At 66.3% G+C, this 26556-nt stretch carries 6 protein-coding genes; 3 read left to right on the forward strand and 3 right to left on the reverse strand.

Translation table 11 applies throughout. The features are described from left to right. From AC1RJ5_RS09640 to AC1RJ5_RS09650, 3 genes are all read right to left on the reverse strand, one after another. A partial coding sequence (locus AC1RJ5_RS09640) for a two-partner secretion domain-containing protein (RefSeq protein WP_493113016.1) occupies positions 1–6135 on the reverse strand: 6135 nt, incomplete at its 3' end. Positions 6136–6149: 14 nt separating this feature from the next. Continuing rightward, positions 6150–7847 (reverse strand): ShlB/FhaC/HecB family hemolysin secretion/activation protein, encoded by a 1698-nt coding sequence (locus AC1RJ5_RS09645; RefSeq protein WP_493113018.1) that lies wholly within the window; start codon positions 7845–7847, stop codon positions 6150–6152. Positions 7848–8125: 278 nt separating this feature from the next. Then, a complete protein-coding gene (locus AC1RJ5_RS09650) occupies positions 8126–21457 on the reverse strand; it encodes a beta strand repeat-containing protein (RefSeq protein WP_493113020.1) in 13332 nt (4443 codons plus the stop codon). Positions 21458–21776: 319 nt separating this feature from the next. Here AC1RJ5_RS09650 and AC1RJ5_RS09655 point away from each other — a divergent pair, with 319 nt between their 5' ends. The 3 genes from AC1RJ5_RS09655 to AC1RJ5_RS09665 all read left to right on the forward strand — a co-directional run bounded on the left by AC1RJ5_RS09655 (position 21777) and on the right by AC1RJ5_RS09665 (position 26172). Then, positions 21777–22751 carry a hypothetical protein gene (locus AC1RJ5_RS09655; protein ID WP_493113022.1) on the forward strand — a complete coding sequence of 325 codons (975 nt, stop codon included), beginning with the start codon at positions 21777–21779 and terminating at the stop codon, positions 22749–22751. Between the two features lie 274 nt (positions 22752–23025). Beyond that, positions 23026–23589 (forward strand): GAF domain-containing protein, encoded by a 564-nt coding sequence (locus tag AC1RJ5_RS09660; protein ID WP_493113024.1) that lies wholly within the window; start codon positions 23026–23028, stop codon positions 23587–23589. Between the two features lie 657 nt (positions 23590–24246). Further along, positions 24247–26172: a putative bifunctional diguanylate cyclase/phosphodiesterase gene (locus AC1RJ5_RS09665; protein WP_493113026.1), complete on the forward strand. Its 1926-nt coding sequence runs from the start codon at positions 24247–24249 to the stop codon at positions 26170–26172. The last annotated feature ends 384 nt before the right edge of the window (positions 26173–26556 follow it).

A 26556-nucleotide genomic window follows, 5' to 3' on the forward strand; every position in this document is an offset into this window, starting at 1 on the left:
GCCATAGGTGAGGCTGCCACCAAGCACACCGGCGCCCTCGCCGTTGACAAGACCGGCAAAGGTGACGCCGTTGCCGCCGGAATAGGCAAGGCCGTCATAGGTCTTGGCCGCGCCGTTGACGGTCACCGTAAGCGCCGCCGGGTTCACCGCCAGCGATCCGCCGACATAGCTGATCGCATAATTGCCCGAGGTCAGGCCCGAGGCGGTCAGGCCATAGGTGCCGGCGTTGGTCGCGCCCTGCGACGTCCCGCCATAGACCAGGTTGCCACCGAGCACCCCGGCGCCTTCGCCATTGACGAAGCCGGTGTAGGTGACGCCGTTGCCGCCGCTATACGCCAGGCCATCATAGGCCTTGGTCGCGTTATTGAGGGTTACCGTGAGCGATGCGGGGTCGATAATGAGCGTACCCGGTGCCGCGTTGATGTCGTAGCCCGCCTGGTTCGAATAGAGCCCTGTGAGCGCGAGGTTTGCACCGCTATAGGTTCCGGCATTGGGGCTGGAGGCGAGATAGCCGGCAGTGCCGAACAGCAAGCTGAAGTCGGGCACCCCGCCATAGGTCAATGTACCGGCGCCGCTGGTCGCAAAGCCGTTATAGGTCCGCGAGACCGTGCCGCCGGTGACGGTGAGCGGCGCGAGAAACGTGCGGAGCAACGGCGCGGTGCTGCCATCATAGATGCGCCAGATCTTGCCGGTGCCGCCGGCATCATCGATGTCCCAGCCGGCTGCGGCGAAGGTGGCAAGGAGTTGTATGCCGGTTGCCGTCACGCCGGATGCACCGGCAAGCGTACCACCGCCAACGCCGACGCTCCTTCCGCTGCTGGTGGTATTCCAGAAGCTGGCGGTGATCGCGCCTCCATTATAGCCGACAAGGCCGCCCAGGAGCGATACGCCCGAAATCGTGCCAGTGGCATAGGAATTGAGAATCGTACCGCCGTTCAGATACCCAACCAGGCCGCCGCCCTGGGCCTGAACGGTTACATTGCCGGTTGCGTAGGAATCGCTGATCGTGCCCCCGCCGATGCCGACCAGGCCACCGGCATTGTTGAGGGTCGCTGATACCGCCCCGGTGGCGAAGGACTGGTCGATCGATCCGCCATTCTGCTGCCCGACCAACCCGCCGACGGCGCTGCCGACGCCGCTCACCGTGCCGCTGGCGGAAGAGCGGCTGATCGTGCCGCCGGTCTGATAGCCGACCAGCCCCCCGGCCTGGGCGAAGCTGGCGCCATTGACCGTGACGTTGGCCTGAACCGAAGTGACGCTGCCGCCGGACATGAAGCCGATGAGGCCGCCCGCCTGGCTGCTGCCGGTGACCTGGCCGGTTATGGCGAGATTGCGTATGGTGCCCGAGGAATAGCCGAAGAGGCCGGTATAGGGTGTGCCGCGGTTGATTCGGAGGCCGGTGATCGCGTGGCTCTGACCGTCGAAGCTGCCCGTGAAGATATTGGTGTTGATGCCGATCGGCAGGAAGCCGGCCAGGCTGTTCCAGGCGGCGGTACCGCTGGCGTCGATATCATTGGCCAGCAGGAAGTTCTGCGCGCGTAGGCTGTAGGACGCCATGCCTTGCAGGCCGTAAATATCGGCTAGCTGGTAGGGATTGACCGTGCTGCCGTCCCCCACGAGCGCTCGGATGAAAGTCGCGCCCGGGGTGAGCCGGAAATCGACCGCGGAGAAGCTCGGCAACGTTCCAAGCTGAATCCAGGTGCCGCCTGCGAGCGCGAAGGTGTTGACCGAGACGGCATAACCATCGCTGACGCCGCCGGAGCCGAGGATCGTCAACGATCCGCTCGCCGCATTGATCGCGCCGCCGAGGGTCATGGCGCCGCCGCCCGTGGTCGCCAGGGTCAGGGCAGACGTGTCGCTCCAGCTGACCGGCGCATTGAGCGTCAGCGCGCCAGCGGCGGACAGGGTGATCGTGCCGGAAAGGCCCAATGTGCCGGCCGTGACTTGCAGTGCACCGCCCGATCCCAGTGACCGGTCGAGCAGGTAATTGCCGGTTGCGTTCAGATAGACGCCGTAACCGCCAGACGTCAGCGGAGCGAAATTGCCGCCGCCGGATAGGAAGCTGAGGTCGCTGTCGATATAGCTGCCGAGCGTCGCGAGATAGTCGGTGCGCGTTGCGCTGAGCGATCCGTTGTCGGTGATCAGATTCACCGCCGTGCCATAGATATTGAGATTCTGAAGACCATTGATCCCTGCCAGGTCACTGGCCGCCGCCCCCTTGACCACCCCATTGTCCAGATAGGCGAGGGCACCGGAGGCACCGATTGTCCCGGAATCGCTCAGGACATAATAATAGCCATTGGCGCCGGTAATCGCGCTGCCGATTGCCTTACCGCCCGAGATCGTGGTGACGAGGGCGCCGGCAAGCGCACCGCCTCCCAAGCTGCTTGTCGCGAAGCCGCTCACTGCGACCGGAGTGGTAGAATAGCGCCAGCCGAAATAGGGATAGAGGTTGGTGCCGGTGCCCCAGATGGTGCTGGAGAATCCGGCAGGCAGGCTTCCCTGCAATTGCGCCGTGGTGCGAGCGGTTACTCCGGTCGCGATGCCACCGCCTACACCCGTAGACAGTCCGCTGGTCTGGCTGTTCCAGTAGCCAGCGGCGATCGAGCCAGCACCGCCATTGTTGTAGCCGGCGAAACCGCCCACGCCCACCCCGCTCACCGGCCCGGTCGAGTAGGCGCCGCTGATCGTGCCATTGACGAAATTCACCCCCACGAAGCCGCCAATATTGGATGCGGCACCCGTGCCTGAGACTGCGCCTGTGGCGTAGGAATTGTTGATCGCGCCTTCGTTGTGACCGACAAAGCCGCCGATCGGCCCGCCGACGCCGGTCACCGTACCGGTGGCATAAGACTGCGAGATCGTTCCGCCATCGCCGGAATAGCCGTTAGCGCCGGCCAGACCGCCGATATAGCCGAACGCGGTGCTGGTTCCGGTCACGTTGCCGGTGGCATAGGACCGGGTGATCGTCGCGCCGTTGACATTGAAACCGACGAGACCGCCGACCTGATAGCCCGCACCGGTCACAGCGCCGCTGGCCCAGGAATCGGCAATCGCGCCGCCATCATTGGTGCCGACAAGCCCGCCGGTATTCACTTCGCCCGTCGCATTGCCGGTCACCGCCGTCGAGGCGCCGGCATGGGATACCGAGCCGCCCTGAAGATAGCCGACGAGCGCGCCGACACCGTCATTGCCGGTGACGCTGCCGCCGACGAGCTTCAGGTTGGCGATGGAACCAGCATTCACCAAGCCGAACAGGCCGACATAGTTGGTAGCGCCGCGATTGATCACCAGACCGGTGATGCTGTGGCCGCCGCCTGACAGACTACCAATGAACGGCGTGCCGCTGGTGCCGATCGGGACGAAGCCCAAACCTCCCCAGACGTCGCCATAATAGCCGCCGCTGGCAGTGAAGGCAGAAGTGAAGTCTAGATCCGCGCCCATCGTGTAGCTGCCGCCGAGCCCGAAATAGGCGAGCTGCAGCGCATGCGGGGTGGCGATCACGCTCGACGCCTCGCTACGCAGCATCGGTCGCGTCTGGCCCGCGATCATCACCCAATTATTGGTGAAGTCGAAGCCGGAATAGGTCGACTGGGTAAAGGCATTCGCATTGGTGATGCCCGTGCCAATGGGGCTCGAGGCCTGGCCGGTGCTGTTGATGTCCCAATAGGCTCCGGAAGCGTTTATGGTTCCGCTGTCGAAGTAACCGATCAGGCCGCCCGCCGTGGAGCCGCCGCTGACCTTGCCGCTTGCATAGACATTCGTAAGGTTGAGCGGCGCGACGCTGAACACGTTACCGATCAACCCGCCGGCATCGGCAGCCGCGCTCACCGTGCCGGTGGCATAGGAGTTGGAAATGTCGCCGCCGTAAAAGAGCTTGCCGATCAATCCGCCAGCCCCATCCACAGTCGCGGCAATATTCGCGGTCGAGGAGACTCCCGACAGGCTGGATGTGGTCAACCAGCCTGCAATGCCGCCCACCTGCTGGAAGGCGACGACACTGCCGGTGACGTGGATGTTGCTCAGATTGGAATTCTCGATCCACCCTGCGACCGCGCCGACGCGCGCCGAGCCTTGGATCGCTACATTGGAAAGCGTGAAGTCCCGCAGCGTGGCCGCTGAGACAAAGCCAAACAGACCCGTGACGGCCTGCCCGGCGCGGTCGATCGTAAGGCGATCGATGGTGTGGCCCATGCCGGCGAAGGTGCCGTTGAAATTGGCGACCGGCGCGAAGCCCGCGCCGCCGTTCCAGCTCTCCGTGGCGGAAGCATCGATGTCGCTGAGCAGCGCGTAGTTGCCGAACTGGCCGACGGCCTGCAGATCCGCCACGCTGCGAACGATGGTGTAGCCCTGGCCATCGATGGTCAGCGCGCTCGAGGCCCCGGGCATGCTGACACGGCTGCCGTTGGTCAGCGTGAAGCCGTTCGCCGAATTGAGGGCGAGCGTCGCGGTGTTGCCGCTGAGCGTGATATCGTTGGCGAGCGTGAGCAGGCCGCCCGAGGATTGCAGCGTATAGGCCGCGCTCGCACTGGTATCGCTCAATTGCGCGTTGATTGTCAGGTCACCCGCAGCGATCAGCCGAACCACGCCCGCCTCGCTCGTCACGTTGCCGTTCACCGCCAGGGCCGTACCGCTGCCAAACACGAAGTTCCCCGAAGCAGAGGACCTCCCAAGCCGCGCGACCTGGTTGTCGGCCCCGTTCAGCGAGACGGTTCCGCCGCTCGTCGTGTTGACGGTCAGCGTGCCGGCTGTGATCGTGCCGGCATTGGTCTGTTGGATTCCGCCCGCGCCGGCGCTCAGCACCACGCCGCTATTGGCGTTGCTGCCATTCAACGCGGCGTTCAGGAAAACGCCGCCGGTCGTCGCATCGGCCTCCAGCGTGAGCGTCGTTGCTGCGCTCCAGCTGACCGTCGCGTTGACCGTTATATTGCCCGCCTCGCTGCCCGCGCCCACGGTCGTGATCTTGACGTTGGAGGAGCTGAGGTAGGATGAGAGGGTAGTATTGTTTATGTTCGAGCCGCTTGTAGTGGATGATATCACCCAGGGGTTGGACCCCACATTTACCGTGGCGTTCGTGCTGCCGGAGCTCGACACGGTGATGTTGTAGGGATCGATCAGCCAGGTTCCTGTAGTCCCGGACGCCGCGAGCGTCGAAACATGCAGGTCCGGCGCGAAGGCGACGTTCGCTGCCGACGTTTCGACAAAGCCGCCATCGCCGCCGCCAGGAGCCGAGGCATCGAGCGTGCCGCCCGCTTGCACCATGCCGCCCTGCATGCCCGCGAGCAGCAGGATCCGGCCCGACTGGTTCGACAGGGTCTGCGCCTCGATCGTGCCGGTGTTGGAGACGATCGAAGACAATGCCTCGCCGGCGCCCTGGGCGGTGAGCAACACCTGCCCGCCATTCGCAGCGATCAGACCGCCATTCTGCACCAGCGCCCGGCTGGTGTCGCTATCAACCTCGACCTTGAGATGCCCGTCGGCACCGGCATCGAGCGTCACCTTGGAGCCTGCCGCAAGTACCACGTCACCTCGCGTTGCGCTGATCGCGCCGAGGTTGGAGACGGTGCCACCGACCAGCACCACCGCGCCGCCGTCGCGTGAGGTGATCCGGCCCTGGTTGATCACCGATCCGGTGGCGCTGACGGTGAAGCGGTCTCTGCCCGCCAGGAAGTCGCTATTGGCGATATCGCCCGCCGCCGCGACCAGCCCGCCGACATCGACCTGCGCGGTCGACGTGAACAGCACGCCGTTCGGATTGACGACGTAGATCTTGCCGTTGGCCGAGAGCTTGCCGGCGATCGTGCTGCTCGCGCCCGAGAGCACGCGGTTCAGCGTGACCGAATTGGTGTTGGGCTGGAGGAAGGCGACCGAGGCGTCCGATCCGATGTCGAAACTCTGCCAGTTGATGATTCCGCGATCGGTCGTCTGGGTGACGGTCATCGCCGGGCCGTTCGAGCCGATCGTCGCCTGCCCGGCGACGACCTGGCCGCCGGTGGGCAGCGCAGTGGTGGCGGGACCGTCCGGGCCCGCCCAGGCGGGCGTGGCCAGGGCGAGGCTCAGCAGCGAAACGCCAGCGAGCGTGCCCAGGCGGCGGGGCGTGGAGCGGGAGAGGCGACGCGGCTTGGTGCGGATCATGCGCTTCACTCCGTTCAGAAGATCTTGGTGACGGTGAACCAGCCGCGCATGCGGCGGCGACTGCCGTCCTGGTTATGGTCGTTGTCCTCGGCGCCGTGGTTCGGGCCGAAGGGCGCGGCAAAGGTACCGGCAACGCTGATGCCGCCTGGCAGCGCATAGGAGATGCCGACGCCAGCGCCGGTCAGGCTGTAGCGATTGTCGGCACCCGGTGCGCCCCAGCCGAGCCAGGGTCGGGCATGGCGTTGGATCACCCCGGCATCGACGAACGCGTAGAGATCGAAACCTTCGAGCGCGCCCTTGGTCACCGGCAAATGCAACTCGACATTGCCGAGCACGCCGCGGTCGCCGAGCCCCTCGTTCACCGGATAGGCACGCACGCCATACGGCCCGCCGAGCGAGAACTGCTCGGAGGAATCGAGATTGGCGAGCGACCATTGGCTCGTCGCGCGCAGCCGCAGGAAAGCGCCGCCGGCGAGGCGCTGGTCGCGGGTCAGCTCCGCGATGATCTTGCCATAGGCGCCGTTGGTGCGCGCGGTCAGCCCGTCGAGCGTGCGGTCGAGGGCCACGCCGGACAGGTCTAGCCCGCCCAGCGTCATGCCCAGCTCGTAGCGGGTGCGGCCGCCCCCGCCGAGCGTGTCGCTGGCTTCGCCGGCGAGGCCGATCATCACGCGGTGGATTTGCTTGCGGTGCGCGGCCATGCCGAACAGGTCATCATGATAATGGCCATGCTCATAGGCGATACTGAAGCGGGCCGTTTCCCGGCTGCTGCGCAGGATCGGGTAGCTCAGCTCCAGCCCCTGGGTGTCGGCGCTGCCTCGGCCATCGAGCGCGGCGAAGCCGTCGCCCAACTTGTAGCGCAGATAGCTGCCATGGACGCTGGCGCGCCAGCCACCGGTGCCGATCGGCGTGCTCCAGCCGAGCTGGCCGAAGCCCAGATTGCGCGAGCCGAGGCCGAGCAGCGTGAGCTGGTCGCCATGACCGGCCAGGCCGTTGACTGCGATGGAGGCAATTCCGCGATACAGGCCGGTGGCCTTCACGCCGCCATTGTCAGCGCCGACATAGCCGCTGACGAGCGGCCCGTCGCGTACGGTGAGCGCAAGGTCGCTGGTACCGGTCTCGCCACCTGCCTTGAGCACGGCGTCAGCACGGATGCCGGGCAGGTCGTTGGCGAGCAGGACGCCGCGCTCGAGCGCCTCGGCCGAGTAGGGCGCGCCCGCGATAAGCCGGCCCTCGACCACGCGCTGGACGAACCGGGCGTCAGCGCGCTTGGCCTTGTTGTCGAGCAGCACCCGGCCGAACCGACCCTCGATCACGCGGATATGCACGACACCGCTGCTCGCATCCTGCGGGGGCAGCAGTGTGCGGGCGAAATAGCCATGGCGGCGATAGACGTCGGCGACCACCTGCGCGGCGGCCTGGAGCTGGCGTAGGTCGAGCGGGCGGCCGGTAAAGTCCTTGAGCGCGGCTTCGAGCTCGGTGGCCAGGATCAGCGTGGCGCCCTCCACGACGAATCGCTCGACCTGGACGGTGTCGCCGGTACGTGCCGTCAGCTCGGGCGCCTGGGGCGTGGGCGGCGGAACGGAACGCGGGGCGCCGCCGGGAAGACCCTGGCGCAGATCGCGTTGCAGGCTGCCCGCATCGGGTACGGTCTGGCCCATTGCAGGTGCCGCAATCACGGCAGGAACGGCGCAGCCGAGCAGCAAGCGAATCACTGTACGTGCCCGGCGTGATGATGTTCCGAGCGTCGCACTGGAATAACACACTGACTTGCCGACGATTTTCATTCCACCCCCCCGGTGTGCTGCCGACGGGCGTAGCCCGATATCAGCCACGTGTAACCACAACGAGCGCTATCGTGTCTCGTTGTTTTAGCGACCAGCGGATGAGGGACCACCTGCGAGTGGCGTTGAGACCGGATCGCAGTCCTCGCCGTCGACACGGGCGAGCAAGCGGAAGGAGGAGCTCTCCCAGTACGGACCGTAGACCTCCCTTAGAAGCGGATCTTCACCCGGACCGAGGCGCGACCCTCGCGGGTGTTCTCGCCGGCCGAACCTTCGAGCGCGACGCCGAGGCGGACATTCTTGCTCGCCCGGGCATCGATGCCCACGCCCAGCGTGCCGAGCACCGGGGCGATCTTCACGCCCTGGACCCCGAAGGCGCCGGTGCCGCTCGGCGCACCCGAGAAGCGGACATTGCCCACCGTGTCGCGATCGCCCGAATTGTAGCGAACCCCCATGCTGACCCAGGGCATCGCCGTGCCTGCACCGGTCTTGACCTTGGCGCCGAGGCGGAGCTCCGCGCCGGCGGTGAACAGGTCGCGGTTGGCCGAGGCCATCTGCAGGCCCAGGCCGCCGGTGGCGTTCTCGGTGAAGCCGTCGCGCTGGTCGCGGACCTTGCCGGCGTTGCCGATCAGGGCGAGGCGCAGGCCGTTGCCCAGCTCGGTGCGGAAACCGCCCGAGACGCCCACCGAATAGCCGGTCGAATGGATGTCGCCGGTGGCAAGCGAGGTGCTGGTGCCGATGACCAGGGTCCGCTTGCTGTTCAGGTCGCTCGAATACCAGCTCCCCGAAGCCGCGACGAAGGCGACGCCCGCATCGTAGCTCAGATAGCCGCCCAACTGGTACTGGTTGCCGCTGACGGTCGAGTAGCGGCTGTCCATGTCCGAGTCGATCTGGGCGACGCCGCCGGCGATGCCCGCCGTGAAGCCGTCCATCCGGGTCTCGATGCCCATGGCGACGCCCGCCGTGGTGTTGTCCACCCCGGCATGCACGCCGTCGCCGAGCAGCTTCTGATAGCCGCCATAGACTTGGCCCCAGATGCCGCCGCGGCTGTTGTCGCCGTCATTGGCACCCGGCAGCGTCGCGCCCGACAGGGCCGAGGCGAAGCTGTTGCCGGCGGTGGCGGTGGTGCGGACATCGGCCAGGCTCGAGCCGGTGAAGCCGCCGCCGATCAGCGCGTCGCTGCCATCGCCCACGCGCTGGCGCAGCAGGTCGGTGAACAGGTTGTTCGCCGAGATGGTCGCGGTCGAGACATTGGCGAGGATCTCGCCGCTGAAGGTCTTGAACGCGGCGACCCGCTGGCCGGTGCTCAGCGCCGTGATCGTATTGAGCGTCGAGGCCCACTGATCCGATGCGTTGCCGGTGGTCGAGTTGCTCAGGGCATTGGCGACGGCGAGGGTGTTGGTATCGCCCGCCGCAACGCCGTCGTTGAACTCCATGTTCTTCTGGACCTGGAGGACCACCGCGTTGGCGACCAGATCGTAGCGCAGGCGCCACTTCAGGTTCGGGTTGCTCGCCACCGTGGCGAACACCGATCCGTTGGCGAAGGTGCCGGTGAGGGTGTTCGCCTGGACGATCGTGTAGAGCTGTTGGAAGCGATAGTCGCTCGCCGCCGCGGTCAGCGCGTTGACCTGCACCGTGCCACCCGTGAGCGTGGCGGTGCCGTTCACCTTGATGCTGTCCGACGCGAAGTTGAAGCTCGTCCCACCGAAGTCGAAGAGCAGCGTACCGCCGGTGGCAACCAGGCTGCCGGTGGTGAAGCTGCCGATCGGGTTGATCGCGCCCAGCGCGCCGGTGGCGAGGCCGCCCGGCGAGAAGGTGCCCGAGTTGATCGTCAGCGCGCCCGCCAGCGTGCCGCCGCCGATCAGCGTGCCGCCCTGGACGCGGATACCGCCTTGGGTGGAGCCCGAGAAGGCGAGGGTGCCCGCCGAGACGTCGAAGCGGCCGGTGGTGGCGAAGGTGCCGGCCAGAGTCAGCGTGCCGATGCCCTGCTTGTCGATCGTGCCCGATCCGGTGATCGCGCCGCCAAAGCCGGTGCTCGACGCGCTGTTGAGCGTCAGGCGGCCGGTGCCGAGCGAGATCGTGCCGGTGCCGGCGAGGCTGGCGACGGTCTCGTTATAGTTGCCGAGATCGAAGGTCGCGCCCGATGCGACGCCGAGCACCGCGGTGTCGGCCAGACGGTCGCTGGCGCCGAGGCGCAGCGTGCCGGCCTGGACGGTGACGGTGTTCGCCGCCGCCGTGCCGCTCAGCACCGAGGTGCCGCCCATGTTGGTCAGCGTGCCGGCGCCCAGGTTCGCGTTCACCGTCGCGGCGGTGAGCTGATACTGGGCGGCGGTCAGCGTGCCGGTGCCGGCCAGCGTGCCTCCGAGCGCGAGGGCGGCGACGGTGTCGCTGTTCGCACCCAGGTTGAGCGTTGCGCCGGTCGAGGCCACCACCGTGGCGGTGTCGGTCAGGCGGTTCGAGGCGCCGAGCGTCAGCGTGCCGCCCTGGACCGAGATGTCGCCTGCGGCAGTGCCGCTCAGCGTCGAGGTGCCGCCCAGGTTGAAGACGGTGCCCGCACCCAGGTTGGCGTTCACCGTCGCGCCGGTCAGCTGATACTGGCTGGCGGTGAGCGTGCCGGTGCCGGCCAGCGTGCCGTTCAGGCTGAGCAGGCCGATCATGTCGTTGAAGGCGCCCAGGCTGAGCGTGGCGCCCGATGCGACGGCGACATTGGCGGTGTCGGCCAGGCGGTTCGAAACGCCCAGCGCCAGCGTGCCGCCCTGGACCGAGACGTCGCCGCCGGCGGTGCCGTTCAGCGTCGAGGTGCCGGCCAGGTTGAACACCGTGCCTGCACCCAGGTTGGCGTTCACGGTAGCGCTGGTCAGCTGATACTGGCTGGCGGTGAGCGTACCGGTGCCGGCCAGCGTGCCGCTCAGGCCGAGCACGCCGATCGTATCGTTGAACGTGCCGATGTTGAGCGTCGCGCCCGAGGCGACCGCCACCGTGGCGGTATCGGCCAGGCGGTTTGCCGCGCCGAGCGCCAGCGTGCCGCCCTGGACCGAGACGTCGCCGCCGGCGGTGCCGTTCAGCGTCGAGGTGCCGCTCACGTTGAACACGGTACCCGCGCCAAGGTTGGCGTTCACCGTCGCGCCGGTCAGCTGATACTGGCTGGCGGTGAGGGTGCCGGTGCCAGCGAGCGTGCCCGCCAGGCCGAGCATGCCGCCCGTGTCGTTGAAGCTGCCGATGTCGAGCGTGGCGCCCGATGCGACCGCGACGTTGGCGGTGTCGGCCAGACGGTTCGACGCGCCGAGCGCCAGCGTCCCGCCCTGGACCGCGGCGTCGCCGCCGACGGTGCCGTTCAGGATCAGCGTGCCGGCCTGCACGACGAGCCCGCCCGCCGCATTGCCGTTCAGCGCCGAAGTGCCGCCCAGGTTGAAGACGGTGCCTGCGCCCAGGTTGGCATTCACCGTCGCGCCGGTCAGCTGGTACTGGCTGGCGGTGAGCGTGCCCGTGCCGATTAGCGTGCCATTCAGGCCGAGCGTGCCGATCGTGTCGTTGAAGGCACCAATGTCGAGCGCGGCGCCCGAGGCGACGGTGACGGTAGCGGTGTCGGCCAGGCGATTTGCCGCGCCGAGCGCCAGCAGGCCGCCATTGACCGCGACGTCGCCGCCGGCGGTGCCGTTCAGGGTCAGGGTGCCGGCCTGGACGACGAGGCCGCCGAGCGCGTTACCGTTCAGCGTAGAGGTGCCGCCCAGGTTGAACAGAGTGCCTGCACCCAGGTTGGCATTCACAGTGGCGTCGGTCATCTGATACTCGGCAGCGATGAGCGTGCCAGTGCCAACTAGGATGCCGTTCAGGCCGAGCAGAGCGACCGTGTCGCTATAGGCACCGATGTCGAGCGTGGCGCCCGACGCGACGGTGACCGTGGCTGTGTCGGCCAGGCGGTTCGCCGCGCCGAGCGCCAGCGTGCCGCCCTGGACCGCGATGTTGCCGGCGGCGGTGCCGTTCAGCGCCGAGTTGCCGCTCACGTTGAACACGGTGCCTGCGCCAAGGTTGGCGTTCACCGTCGCGCCGGTCAGGTCATATTCGGTCGCGGTTAGCGTCCCGGTGCCGGCCAGCGTGCCGCCGATGGCGGCGATGGCCACCGTGTCGCTGTTCGCGCCCAGATCGACAGTGCCGCCGGTCTGGACGATTAGGGTCGAGGCATCCGCAAGCACGTTCGACGCGCCAAGCGTCAGCGTGCCCGCCACCACGGTTTGGCCGGCATAGGCATTGGCGCCCGACAGGGTGGCCGTGCCGCCGATCAGCAGGCTGCCGTTGCCCGAGATCGTACCCGCGAAGTTGGTGCCGTTGCCGGCCAGGGTCAGCGCGTTGGCGCCGAGCGTCACGTTGCCGGTGCCCGACAGGCTGCCGATTGCTTCCGAGGCGCCCAGCTGCAGCGTGCCGCCAGTCATTGCGACCGAAGCAGTGTCGCCGATGGCATTGCCGCCCGTGAGCAGCAGCGTGCCGTCGGCGATCGTCCACGAGGCCATGCTCGTCGGTGCCGCGATCGTCCAGGTGCCGGTGCCCGACTTGGACGCGCTTTCGATGTTGAGCACCGCGCCGAGCGTCGCCGAGCCGCTGCCGGTCAGCGCGAGCGTGTCGTTGCCCGCGCCGCCGTCCAGTGCGCCCGTCACGGTCGCGCCGGTATCGAGCGTGATCGCGTCGATGCCGCTGCCGCCGGCATAGCCGCCGTTCAGCGTGCCGAGGATGTTGACCACCCGGTCGCCGGTGCCGTTCGAGGCGAGCAGGCCGTTGGTGGTCGAGCCGGAATCCAGGTTGATCGTGATCAGGTCCGCGCTGTCGAGGAGTACCGCTCCCAGCCCGCCGCCGATCGTGCCGCCAGACTGGTTGGTGATCGTCGAGGCCGCGTTGCTGCGGATGCCATAGCCATTGGTGCCGCCGGTAATGCTGCCCGAATTGGCAACGGTACCGCCCGACCAGAGATAGACGCCGTGGCTGCTGCTCGAACTCACGCTGCCGGCATTGGCCAGGGTCGCGCCTGCGGCGTCGACGTACACGCCGTAGCTCTGTCCGGTGATCGTGGCGCCTGCCTGGTTGGTCACCTCCGCATTGGCGCCAGCGATAGAGACGCCGCGGGTACCGGTGATGGTGCCGCCATTGTCGAGCAGCGAGTCGGCGCCGCCCAGATAGACGCCGCTATTGCCGGTGCTGGTGATCGAGCCGAGGTTGTACACGCTCTGGTTGGCACCATTGCCGTTCACGGCGGAGAGGGCGGTGCTGGACAGGCTGCCGTTCGCCGTCACGTCGAGGCGGCTCGCATCCAGGCCCATGTCGAGGAGCAGGGTGCTGGTGCTGCCGTCGATCACCAGGTTTGATGCATCGCTGATCAGCAGCCCGCCACCGATGGTGTTGGTGCCCGTGAAGGTCAGGGCATTGCCCGCGGAGAGACCGCGCACTTCCACCATGCCGCTGCCGGAGATGCCCTGCGAGACCGTGCCGCTGTACGACTGCGCATAGATGAGCGAGCCGTTGTTGACGATCGAGGCGCCCGAGATCGTGTCGCTGGCGCCTTGCAGCCTGGCCCCGGTATTGATCGTGGTGGTGCCGGTCCAGTCGTTGGCGGTGTTGGTCAGGACGATCGTGCCTTGGCCACCGATCACCAGGTCCTGGTTCGGATCGACCCCGGCACCGGTGCCGGCGGTGATCGCGCCGGTGAGGGTCGCGATCACCCCGGCGGTCGTGTTGAGCGTCGCCGGATCCGCCGAGGATGGGGAGGCGACCTCCAGCGAGATGTTGTTGCCATAGGTGCCGGTGGCACCGAAGGTCGCCGTCGGGTCGATCATGTGGATCGTGCCCGAGCCGAACGCGCCCGCCGTGTTGGCGACGATCGAGCCGCCGTTGACATAGATGTCCCCGGTGAGGCCGGTCGTGCCGTCGAACGTGACCGTGCCGCCCGTGCCCGCGCCGTTGCCGGCGAAGATGTCGGCATCCGGCGCGTTGCTGGTGCCGGTCAGCGTGACATTGCCGGAAAGGACGCCGAAACCTTCGAACTGGGTAAAGCTGGCGAGGCTCACCGAGCCGCTATTGCCGGCGCCGAAATCGGCGAACAGCGTGTCATAGCCGGCACCGCCGTCGATAATCCCATCGATGGTGCCGCCGATATAGATGAAGCGGTCGTCGCCGGCGCCGAGATGGGCGAAGCCTAGCGAACCGCCCGCGCGCAGCGTAACCACGTCCCTGCCCGTTCCCACCGAGGCGTCATAACCGCCATCCAGGGCCCCGGAGATGTCGAGCGTGCGCGCGCCCGCGCCGGAGCTGACGATATTGCCGGTGGTGACCGAGTTGGCCGCCAGCACGACATTCAGGCCGCCGTCGCCGGCCAGCAGGATCGCGCCGGCATTCCCGCCGGCAATCCGCCCGCCCGCCTGATTGGTGAGCTGCGAGACGCCGCTGCCGGCGGTGAGCGATACGCCCCAGCCGGTGCCGCCTTCGATCGTGCCGGCGTTGAGCAGCGAGGCGGCGCCGCCGGATATGCTGACGCCGCTCCCATTGCCGACGATGAAGCCGCCAGCCTGGTTTGTGACCGAGCCGCCGGCGAGGAACAGGACGCCATCGCCGCTGCCGTCGCGCTGGATCTGGGACAGCTGCGTGGTGGCATCGGTCGCCTGCCCGGTCGCGATCACGCCGGAATTGATCAGTGCCTGCGCAGTGCCTGCGCCGTACACGCCATGGGTCTGGCCGACGATGATGCCGGCGTTGCTGAGCGTGCTCATACCCGTCTGGAGCGTGATGCCGTTGCCCGCGGCCGCGATCAGGCCGGCCGCCTGATTGTCGATCGTGCCGCCATTGGCGAGCACCCCGGCAAAGCCGGTGCCCGTCGAGCGGATGAGTCCGGCATTGGTGATGCTGGTCCCGGCGGTCGCGGTCGCGCCATAGCCGTCATAGCCGACCAAAGACGCGCCGTCGGCCACGGTGAGGCTGGTGCCACTGGTGGCGAGCGTCGCTGCCGTACCGCTCACCAGCACCTGCGCGGTGTCGGAGAGGGTGAGGCTCCCCCCATTCACCGTCCAGCCGCCATCGCCGGATGCCTGCGCGGCCGCAAGCGTCAGCGCCCCGCCGTTCAGGCTGTGCGCCTCGAACCCGGAAAGCGATTGCAGGTCGAGCGTCGCCGAGCCGCTCAGGGTCGCGACAAAGGCGTCGGTTCCCGAGCCGCCGTCGGCGGCCGCAAAGCTGCCGCCGTTCCAGTTGAACATGTCGTTGCCCGCGCCGAGCACGATGCTGCCGATCGATCCGCTGGCGCCCAGCGTCACCGTGTCGCTGCCGGTCGCGCCCGAGGCGGTGTAGCTACCGTTCACCAGCCCGGCGATATTGACCGCGCGGCTGCCGTCATTGGCGCTGAAGATCGATCCCGTCGTGGTCGAACCCGATTCCAGATTGACTGTAATCGCACCGCTTCCCGCCAGTTGGATCGCACCCGCAGCACCGCCGGTGATCGTGCCGCCGGCCTGGTTGGTGATCGTCGCATCGCCGCCGGTAACAGCGACACCCCAGCCCTGCGTCGCATTGCCGCCGCCTGCGATGGTGCCGGAATTGTTGAGCGAGCCGCCCCCCCCGAGGCGTACGCCGGCATATTGACTGGCTGAGATGCTGCTGGTGTTGACGAGCGCAAGCGTCCCGCTTTGGGCGTTGACGCCATATTCCACGCCGCTGATCGTGCCGGTGTTGTTCGAGGTGAATGCCGAGCCCAGTGCTTCCAGCCAGATTCCGCTGCCAGCATTGATCGTGCCGGCGTTGTTCGCGCTGCCGCTGCCGCCGCCGATCAGGATGCCCCACGCGCCCGTCGTGCCGGTGGCAGTGATCGACCCCGAATTGGTGACGGTGCCGCCGACATTGAGCGTGATGCCGTTGTCGACCGAGGCAGTGATTGATCCGGCGTTGGTGACGTTGGCATTGGTGCCGGTCAGCAGGACACCGCGCTGGCCGGTGATCGAGCCGCCCTGCTGGTTCTCGACCGTGCTGTTGGCTCCGGCCAGATAGACTGCGGCATTGTAGCTGGAACCGGCGCTGACGCCGGCGATGCTACCGCTGTTGACGACGCTCGAATTGGCGCCGGTCATGTAGACGGCCGAGTAATTGGCCGAGGGGTTGGTGACCGAGATCGTGCCGATATTGGTCAGCTGCGCGCCGGCCCCGCTCAGATTGATCGCGGCAAAGGTCGAGCCGACGCTCAGCACGCCTTCGTTACGGATCGTGGCATTGGCGCCGCTGCCCGTGATGCCCCAGGCGCTGGCGGTGACGCTGCTCCCGGCACCGATATTGACCTGGGTGTTCGCGCCGTTCAGCGTCACGGCGCTCAGCACCGTGCCCCAGTTCGCGGTTTGTCCGGCGACGCCGATGTCGAGCGTGGTTCCGGTGCCGAGCGCCCAGCCATATTGGCCCGAACGGGTGCCAGTGAGTGTCAGACTGCTCGATCGCAGTTCCTGTACCTCGAAGCCGCTGACACCGGCGAGGTCGAGCGTGGTGGCGATGCCGCGATCGAGGTAAAAGCCGTCATTGCCTGTCCCGCCATCGATCGTGCCGGAAATGGTACCGCTGTTCCAGTATACCGCGTCGCTGCCGGCGCCGAGCGAGATCGAACCGTTCACGGCCCCGCCGTTCAGCGTCACCGTGTCGTTGCCTCCGGCGAAAGCGATATTGCCGTTGATGGTTCCCGAGTTGGTCACGGTCGCCTGGCCAGCCGCGCTGATCGCCGTGCCGACGCCGGTGATGGTGCCGGTATTGGTGACCGTCAGTGCTCCGGTTCCCACGTTGCGCACGCCATAAGCGGTGCCGACGCCCTGGATCATGCCGGCGTTGGTAAGGACAAGCGCCGCGTTGCCGCGCGCGGAGACGCCAGCGTCGCCCTCGCCGCGGATCGTCGCGGCGCTCTCATTGGCCAGGTTGATCGTGCCGCCGTTCAACAACACGCCGCCCGAAGAGCCGCCGATGCCGGTAATCAGGCCGCCCGACTGGTTCGTGACGGTCGAGGTGCCACCGAGCTCGAGGCCGGCGAAGACGTTGCCCTGCAACGTTCCGCTATTGGTCACAGTGCCGCCACCGGCAAGGAACGCGCCGTCCCAGCCACCCAGGATCGTACCGCTGTTGTTCAGCGTCGAGGCGCTGGAAGCGAAAACACCGTTGTTGCGGACGGTCGAGCCCGAGCCGGCGGCCACGCCGTAGATATTGCCGCTGTTGGTGATCGTGAGAGCGGCCGCGCCATAGATGCCATGACTGCCATTGCCACCCCCGGCGAAGCCGCCGCTGGTGATGGTGCCAGCGTTGTTCACCACTGCGTCGACATAGGCATAGACCGCCGAGACATTGGTGCCGCTCGTCGCGGTCGAAGTGACGCTGCCGCTGGACGTGATTCCAAGGGTTTCGCCGGCAGCGGTGATCATCACCGAGCCAGGCGCATGGGCGTTCGACACCGAGCCCGAAAGCGTCAGATCCCCCGCCGCCATGGCGAGACCGCCTGCGTTGGTAAACGTGCCCGAAAAGACCGGCGTCACGCCCGTTGCCGCGTTGACCACGAGCGCGCCCGAGCCCGACACGGTACCGCCAAAGCTCCCGCTTTGCTGGGTGAGCGTCAGCGCATTGCCGCCGAGCACAACGGCGCCGGCGCCGGTCAACGAGGCGACGCTCGTCCCTATGCTGCGCCCGGAGATATCGAAAGTTGCACCGCTCGCCACCGCTACCCCCGAGGAGGTGGTGATCGCGCCATTGCCGCTCAGCGCCAGCGTGCCGCCCGAAATGGTGGTGGAGCCGGTATAGCTGTTGATACCGGAGAGCGTCTGCGTGCCCATCCCCATCTTGACGAGAATGAGCGGGCTGTTGGGGTTGGTGCTGTCGGCTAGCGCGCCGCTGAACGTGCCGCTGCCGTTGTCGACGCCGAGCGTGAGACTGCCCTGCCCGAAATAGCCGTTTCGAACCGTACCCGCGCCGGTCAACGCATCGATCCGGATATTGCCTTCGACCCCGTCGAAAGTTGCGCCCGATGCGACGTTGAGATCGGCGAGATTGCCGGTCCAGAAGCCCTGGCCCGATGCGCTGCCCGCCACGGTGCCGCTCTGGACGTCGATCAGACCACCCGAGCCGAGCGCGAACGTCACATTACCGGCATTGCCCAATATCGTCGTGGCGGAGGGAGAATTGCCGGTGAAGCGGATTGTGCCGGCGCCCGTATAGCTGCCCGCCTCGATGCTGAGACCGCCGCCGGTCTGGTTGTCGAACCGGAGAACAGCGCCTGCATTCACCACCACGCCGCCGCTGCCAAGCGCGCTGGCGGTGTTGGACTCGACCACGGTCCCGTTGCTGATCGTCGTCAGGCCGGTCCAGTTGTTGGCGCCATTGGTGAGGATCACCGTGCCGGCGCCATCGAAAACAACAGGTTGAGACGAGCCAACTTCGGCGATCAGCCCGGTCAGGGTCGCGCTTACGCCGACATCGGCCTGGATACGGGTGGGGTCGCCGACCGGATCGGTCGACATGAGCATGATCTGGTTCGAATACGTGCCAGTCGCGCCATATTGGAGCGTGGGATCGAGGGCGTAGAGGGTACCCGTCCCGAAGCCGCCTGCGCGGATCGCCCGCAGTGTCGAACCATTGGCGGTGACGACGCCCTGATAACCGCTAAGGTCGAAGACGAGCGTCCCAGCGGCGCTGCCATCGCCCCCGGTTATCGACATGAACGGGTTCACCGGAGTGCCGGTCAGCGTCCAGCTGCCGCTGTCATATTTGGTGAGGATCGCGACATTGGTCACGGACGCGAGCGACAGCGTGCCTGCCGCCCCGTTCGCCGCGGTCCCGTCGCCGCCGCCGCGCAGGTAGAGATTGTTCGAACCGCCGCCGAGATCGATCGCGCCGACCATTGCCGCGGCCCCGGCACCCGCATTCTGAAGCGTGATACCGCTAGCACTATCGACGATTGCAGCACTGCCGGTGCCGCGCCCGGTGTAGAGCGAAAGCGTATCGTTGCCGGAACCGGTCGTGACGCTGCCGGTCACCGAGCCTGCAAAGAGCTGGATGGTCGTCGCGGCGCTCCCGGCGGTGACGATCCCCTTGCCGCTCGTGCTGGTGGCGCTCCCATAGTTCCGAACCTGGCCGCCTGCGCCAAGTTCGATGGCCGCGCCCGATCCGCCGCTGAGCACCCCGGCGGCTCCGTTGGTTACGATCGAGCCGCTTCCGGCGGCATAGACGGCGCGTGCACCCGGCTGCAGGATCGAACCACCGTTGACGAGCGTCAGCGTGCCGCCCGCATTGACGCCGTCCATCGGTGCGCTCGAGAGATTGCCCTCGCCCCGAATGATGCCGGTGTTCTGCAGGGTCAGCGCGCCGCTTGTAACGATGCCCGCGGACGCACCGTCGATCAGCCCGGCATTGATGATATTCGCGGTGGTGCTCCAGATGCCGCCCTTGCCGGCACCGGACTGGAAGTTGTTGGAGCCGTCCAGCAAGCCCGAGCCGATCGTGCCCGCATTGACAACGGTGAGCAGGCCGGAACCCCGGTTCCAGATCCCATATTCGCCGGCGCCCACGATCACCGCCCCGGCCGCGTTGGTGACGGTGCCGGCGCCGCTGTTTACGAGGAGCCCCGATCCTTCGCCGGTCGCCCCATAGACCCGGCCACCGGTATTGTTTGCGAGGCTGTAGGTGCCGTTGACTTCGATGCCCGCGAACCGCTCGCCGCGCAGCAATCCGGCATTGGTGATATAGGCGGAGCTCTGCGCACGCACCGCATCCCAATGGCCGATGACCGTTGCGCCGGCGTTGTTGGTGAGGTTGAGCGTGTCGCCGGTCGCCTGGACGCCGTGCGCCTCTAACGTGACCGAGCCGCCCGCGGTGTTGGCGATCGAGCCCCAGTTGAGGACGGTGCCGCCGCTGAACTTGATCGCGGAATAAGTCGACCCCGCGGTAACCGTGCCCGAATTCTCCAAGCGGACACCGGTCGCTGTCGAAGTCACGGCGTTCGCGGAGGAACTGAGGGTGGCGCCAGGGTCAATGGTCACCGTGCTCGCGCCAAGCAGCCGTGCGCCCCAGCTCGTGCCGTTGAGCACGCCGTGCACCCACAGCTTCGAGTCAGCCCCGCCATCGACCGTCCAGCCCAGGCCCGAGGTCCGTGATCCGGTCAGGACGAGCGTACCGCTGTTCAGCCGATATCCGGTGAAGTTGGTAACTGTCGACTGATCCACCACCTGCATCGCCGCGGCGCCGAGGTCGACCGTGAAACTGTTGGTACCGGCACCGCCGTCGATCGTGCCGGTATAGGCGCCGCCGCCGAAGTAGAAATAGTCGTCGCCCGCGCCCAACGAGACATTGCCTTCGATCCGGCCGGTGGCACTCAGCGTCACGGTATCGACGCCGTTGCCGACGCTCGCGTCGTAATTGCCGGCCAGCGTGCCGGCGACAGTCACCGTGCGGGTGCCGATATCGTCGCCGACAATATCTCCCTGCGTCAACGAGCCCTGTTCGAGGTTGACGACCTGGTTGCCCCAAGCGCTCAGCCGCATCGCGCCAGCGGTGCCGCGGATTACGCCGCCGGCCTGGTTGTTGACGACGAGGTTGCCGTTTTCGATCGCGATGCCGTAGCCGTTATTGGCATCGGTGCCGCCCGCGATGGTGCCGCTATTGGTGACGACATGATTGCCGGTCGCGTCGATATATATCCCGGCGGCCGAGCCGGCCTCGCCGGTCGTTTCGATGGTGCCGCTGTTGTTGATCGTTGCCGATCCCGAGGTCGGCTGGATGTTGATCGCATCGGTGCGACCGCGGACCGCCCCGGCGACCAAATTCGTCACGGTGAGCGCGCCACCGACATTGTAGACGCCCCAATAGCCGATCAGCGTGCCGCTGTTACCGATCGTACCGCCCGCCGAGGCGACCGCCGCCCCGGTTGTCGGCACACCCACCCCGGATCCGCCGGTTATGACGCCGCTGTTCGTGAGCGCGATTGGCTGGCTGGCGGAGACTCCGGTGACGCCGGTCACCGTCGAACTGTTGCTGATCGAACCGCCGGCGGTCAGGCCGATGCCGATGCCGCGCGAATAGATGTTGCCCAGATTGACCACCGAGCCGCCGCCGCTGTCGCGAACGCCGTAGCCGGTCGTGCTCATGGCGTTGATCTCGCCGCTGGCCTGCACGGTCGTCATGAAGCCGCCGGGGCCGGTGACCACGCCGCTGTCCCCGCGCAGATGCGCTCCGATCGTGATCCGGTTGGTACCCGCGGCCGAGCCCGCTGCATCGATACCGACAGAGAAATAGGTGCCGAGCCCGATGATGCCCGACGTGGTGATATCGACGGAGCCGCCGGCGCGCGCGAAGATGCCGGTGCCGGTGGCCTCCGAACTGCTATCGATCGTGGCACGGGCGGTGACCGTGACGTTGCCGGTCGCCTCGGCGTCAATGCCGATAGGTGCCGTGACAGGCGCGGTCTGGTCGATGACGAGATTGCCAGCGACCTGGGCCATGGCCGGGGTGGCAAAGGAGGCTGCGACCAGGGCCGTCGACGCGAGGAGAGCCTTGCGCACGAAACGCCCCCGAGCGCACGAAAGGCCATGCTCCGGCGCTGCCGCGCCGTTGCCACGAACGACCATCTTGGAACCCCCTTGATACCTATGCCGGACCGGAAGCAGGAGCCTGCCCCGGGATAAACTATTCTTAATAATCGGTTACGGCGATAACCTACATCAAAGCCGACATTGTATAGACGTGTCAGCAGTTGAACCGATGTGCCATGCCTCCCGCAAAGCCGGGTAGAGTGCCAGACCATTGCTAGTCGCTGCGAGGGACGTCGAAGGAGTCCAAAAGTTGCATGCTTGCCCTGGACAATCGAATCCGCCCCCGCCGATGCCCAAGGCAACCGGTCCGGCCGGCAGCAGCCCCTCGGGCCAGGACCAGGCTCCCCGATATCTTGCCGCGCCCCAATTCCGCGATACTGTTGCCAGCTATTGCCGCGAAATAATCGCGACGGACATGCAGGCTTGGCCGACGACGAAGCTGTTCCACCAGCTCGGCCGATACATGGTCAGCTTTCTACTCATCCACCATTATCAGGACTGGCATCGCCATGATGGGCCGCCCGCTACGCTCAGCCGCCTGCAGGCGAGTTGCCCCCTTAGTCCTCGTCAGACCGCGGCGATCGTCGCGGGCCTGCGCGCCGGCAAGCTGCTTACCGCCGACTCGCCAGCCATCTCAAACCCGCACCCAGCCTCGGCGACGACAGAGCTCCCCTTCGCCTTCGCCAAGGTGCAATCAAGCCACGCAAGAACATTGGTTCCGGCCCCGCCGATCATTCAGGCAATCGCGCGTCCGATGCTCGCGATCCTGGCAGCAGCCGACCAGCTCGACCAGAAGAGCCGCGCGCGCCTGTTCACCGGCGATTTCGCCCTGCAGAGCGAACTGGTCTATCGGTCCGCACGATTTGTGGAACTACACGGCACGCTACTCCAAGCCTTTCCCCGCGTGCGCCACTTCACCGAAAAGGACTGTGGCTATCTGATCCTGTGCGCAGTCATGTCGAGCGCGCTGAGCCCGTCAGCGCCGGTGCCTCTCTCCTGCCGATATTTGGCGCAGCATTTCCGGATTTCGCGCTCGCATGCCAGCAACCTGCTAGCCCATGCGGCGGCCAGCCAATGGTTCGCGACCGACGGTCGGGGCCGCCTCGCCTATATCGCGCCGGACCTGATCCTGGAATTCGAGCAGTGGGCGGCAGCTGAAATGGCGCATTATGCCGAAATCGCAGAGGATATGCTCGGGAATTCGGGCGATGACGCCAGGACACGAGCAAACCTCGAGTGCTCCGCTTTACCTCATGGGAAGTAGAGTGAGACATGAATTCGCTCGTAGAGCCTTGCAATACGGGAGGAAAGCTTGCCTTCAAAAGCGCTAGAGCATTCCTCGGCTTCATTGCACATTTCGCCAATAATACATTGCTGGATGACATCTCTCGCGCAACTCGGTAACCTGATATTGATTCTTCGATACTGGGGATCGATTGAGGAAGGTCGAATTGGTCGGACACGCTTGCGAACGTAATCAGCCTGGGCTCGCAGAGCTGCGCCGCCAAACGCGTGTGCTGACGAGCGGCGTATTTGGCATGAGCGGCAACGCCGAGCTCTCCCAAATCGTTGAGCGGGTCGCCGCGGAGACAGGTTTCCCCTTTTCCGCGGTGTCCATTGTCGATCGCTCCACGTTGTGGCTCGCAGTCGCCTACGGCTTCGATCCCAGGGAGTTCGCCAGGCCGGACAGCTTCTGCGACGCTGCGATCGGCGTTCGCAATTACGCGCCTTTGTGTGTTCCTGATGCCTGGCATGAGCCACGCTTCAAGTTCGCTCCCGCGGTGCTTGAGATGAACGTGCGGGCGTATTTCGCCGCACCTCTCGTAACCAGCGATGGCTTTGCGCTTGGTACGTTATGCCTTCTCGACCAGAAACCCCGGACCGTGGACGCGAACGGCCTTGGACTGCTGAAGTCCCTCGCCAGCCAAGCGACAGAGGTGATCGAGCGCGAAGCGAATGCGCTCGCGTACGCAAAATATGCGATCGCTGAGCTCTGCACGCGCATCCGTTTCGCAGTTGCGGACCAGAACGACGCTGAGGTGGCCGTGCTCGATGAGGAACTTCGTCGGATCGAGGCGAAGTTTGGGACTCACTGGAGATAGAGGCTCCCGGGTGGTCCCATGCAGCGCGCTAGATGTGCCCATGAAACGTCTGATTGTCGAGGCGGCTCCAAGAACGATCGGGCGGCAGTCCATCCCATTGTGGACGATCCGCGGTACGTCAAAGCTCGTAAGACCAGGAAATCGAAACACGACTGCCGCTCGCGCGACTTCCTCGGCCTATACTTCCGGCATCGCAGCAGGGCAGAATAACGTCGCCTGCCGCACTTCTCCCTTGTCGGCGAACCCCAGCGGGGCGCCATAAGAGCGGGCGTATCCCCCATCGGCATTTGAATGCGGAAGCGCCCGTAGCGCGCCGCTGTACGAGGGCGCCCGCCTCGGTCCCTCGCTCGCTCTCGGACCTTGGTCAATCCGACCCGCCGCCGTTGGCCCGTTCCCGACTTCAGCAATATCACCACATGTAGAGGACTGGAGAACGCCAACGGTTTGTGAACGAAATCTCATCCGTAATGGTTGTATGTTGGCGTCGGCGTATGTCGCCGCACTCCCGGCGTCCCGTCTCCTCGGCTCTGTTAGCAGCGGGCTGCTTGGAAACCGCTCCAAGCGTCGTTCGCCATCTATAATGGAGGACACGTAACCCATTGATTTGAGACGTACGACGTGCGGCAGCCGATCATTGCAATCGCTCGGGCGCTTCGTTTGCTGGCCCTCAGCAAAGAGCCCGAGGTCATCCTCGCCCAGTACCGTGAAGTCACGCGGCAGGTCCCGTGGCTCTACTCGCTGCTCATCGTCAACACCGCCGCGATCGCATTCACCCATCGGGAAGTGGCACCTGCATGGCTGACGCTTGCCATGCCGACTGGCCTTTGCACGATCTCGTTGCTGCGTATCGCCAAATGGCTCCTGATCGGGCAAGCGCCGGTGGCGGTGGACGCCGCCCGCAGCCAGCTGAAGCGCTCGATCGCCTTTGCCGGTGCCTTCGGTCTGGCCTCCGTTCTATGGTCGCTCAGCCTCACGCACTATGGCGGGCCGTTCCAGCAGGCCCATGTCGCGGTCTATATCGCCGCGACGGTGATCGCCTGCATCTTCTGCCTCATGGCGCTTCCTCAGGCCGCCCTGCTCGGCTGCCTGCTGGTAACCGGTCCCTACCTCGCCCATTATCTCCTTCAGGACAGCGCCGTCTGGCGTGCGATCGCCGTCAACATCGCCCTGGTGTCGCTGGTGATGATCCGCGTTCTGCTCAACAGCTTTCGTGCGTTTGTCGAGCTCGTCCGCTCCCAGCGCGACATGGTCGCCAAAAGCGCGGAGACCGAACGGCTGGGCGAGGAGAATGCGCGCCTCGCCATGACCGACAGCCTGACCGGTCTACCCAACCGGCGCTATTTTTTCATGCGTCTGGAGGCAGCCATCGAGGCGGCGCGCCATGCCGATCTGCGCTTCGCGGTGGGCGTGCTCGATCTCGACCGCTTCAAGCCGGTCAACGACACCTATGGGCATGTGCTCGGCGACCAGTTGCTCGTCGAGGTCGGGCGCCGGCTGTCCGCCTTTGCGACCGACGACATGGTGGTGGCCCGGCTTGGCGGGGACGAGTTCGGGGTAATCCTCTTCGCCGATTGCGACCGAGCGCAGGCGGTCGGCGAGAGCCTGTGCCATATGATCCGGCAGCCTTATCTGATCGAGGATCTTCGCCTCGCGATCGGCTGCTCGGGCGGCTTCGCGATCTTCCCCGACGCCGGGCAGTCCGCGCATGCCGTATTCGACCGCAGCGACTTCGCGCTCTACCATGTCAAGTCCGAGGCGCGGGGCCTGTGCATATTATTCTCTCCCGACCATGAGGAGAGCATCCGATCGAAGCGCAATATCGAAGCCGCGCTCCAGGCGGCGGACTTCGATCACGAGCTCACGCTCTATCTGCAGCCGATCGTTTCGCTGGGCTCGATGCGCACCACCATGGCGGAGGGTCTGGCGCGCTGGCGCAGCCCGGTGCTCGGCAATGTCCCGCCCGATCTGTTCATCCCGGCGGCTGAGCGCCTGGGCCTGGTCCACAAGGTCACCCGGGCATTGTTTCGCCAGACGCTGGACGCCCTGGCCGCGCTTCCCGATGGCTTCCGGATTTCGTTCAACCTCTCCGTCCATGACGTGGTCTCGACCGATATGGTCGCTTTCCTGCTCGCGGAGATGCGCCGCCGCGATATCGCGCCCGCGCGCCTGCAATTCGAGCTGACCGAGACCGCACTGATGCAGGACTTCGAGCAGGCGATACGCGGCATGCATGCGCTGCGGGACGTAGGCTGCACTATCGTTCTGGACGATTTCGGTACCGGCTATTCGAGCCTGAGCTATCTTCGTCGCTTCCCCGTCGACAAGGTCAAGGTCGATCGAAGCTTCGTCACCAGCGAAGGCGGCTGCGACAAGGAGGTGCTCGCCGCCATCAAGGGTCTATGCGACCATCTGCGCCTGCGGTGCGTCGTGGAAGGTATCGAACGGCAAGGGCAGCTCGACCTCGTTCGGGCACTTGGCTATGGCGAGGCGCAGGGATATCTGCTGGGCAGGCCGATGCCTGCCGCCAAGTTCCTGTCCCGCATCTCGGCGCCCGCCGCGCGGAGCCTGGGCCGCGCGGCCTGACCGCCTCCCAGGGGGCGGCACAGAACGCTTCGCTAGATGTCCCCGGCGGCACGCTGGGCATCCGCCTCCGATTCCTGCTCGAGCTTGTCCGCCGCGGCGTTTCCGTCCACGCAAATCCCGTCACCGGTATGTTCCGCGCAGCGCGGGCCGCACCCGGACAGGGCAAGGGCGCACAACGCAAGAAGGGCAGCTCGCCCCATGATCGCCTCCGACTATTTACCTGACGCAGTACGGCGAATCGCCGTGGAAGCGCCACCAGCGCTATAATCGGGAAGTGCTGAATCAAATTGCCTGCAAATCCAGCGCAAGTCGCGCAACCTTTCGAAAACCCGTTCGTTATAGTAGATATCGCGAAAGTTCTGCCATGGACTGGGACAGGTTCGG

It is taken from the genome of Sphingomonas sp. GW822-FHT03G08 (genome assembly GCF_058801135.1).

Coding starts and splice junctions, on each gene's coding strand:
- AC1RJ5_RS09655 (WP_493113022.1), top strand. CDS start 21,777: ATGCCCAAGGCAACCGGTCCGGCCGGCAGCAGCCCCTCGGGCCAGGAC.
- AC1RJ5_RS09660 (WP_493113024.1), top strand. CDS start 23,026: ATGAGCGGCAACGCCGAGCTCTCCCAAATCGTTGAGCGGGTCGCCGCG.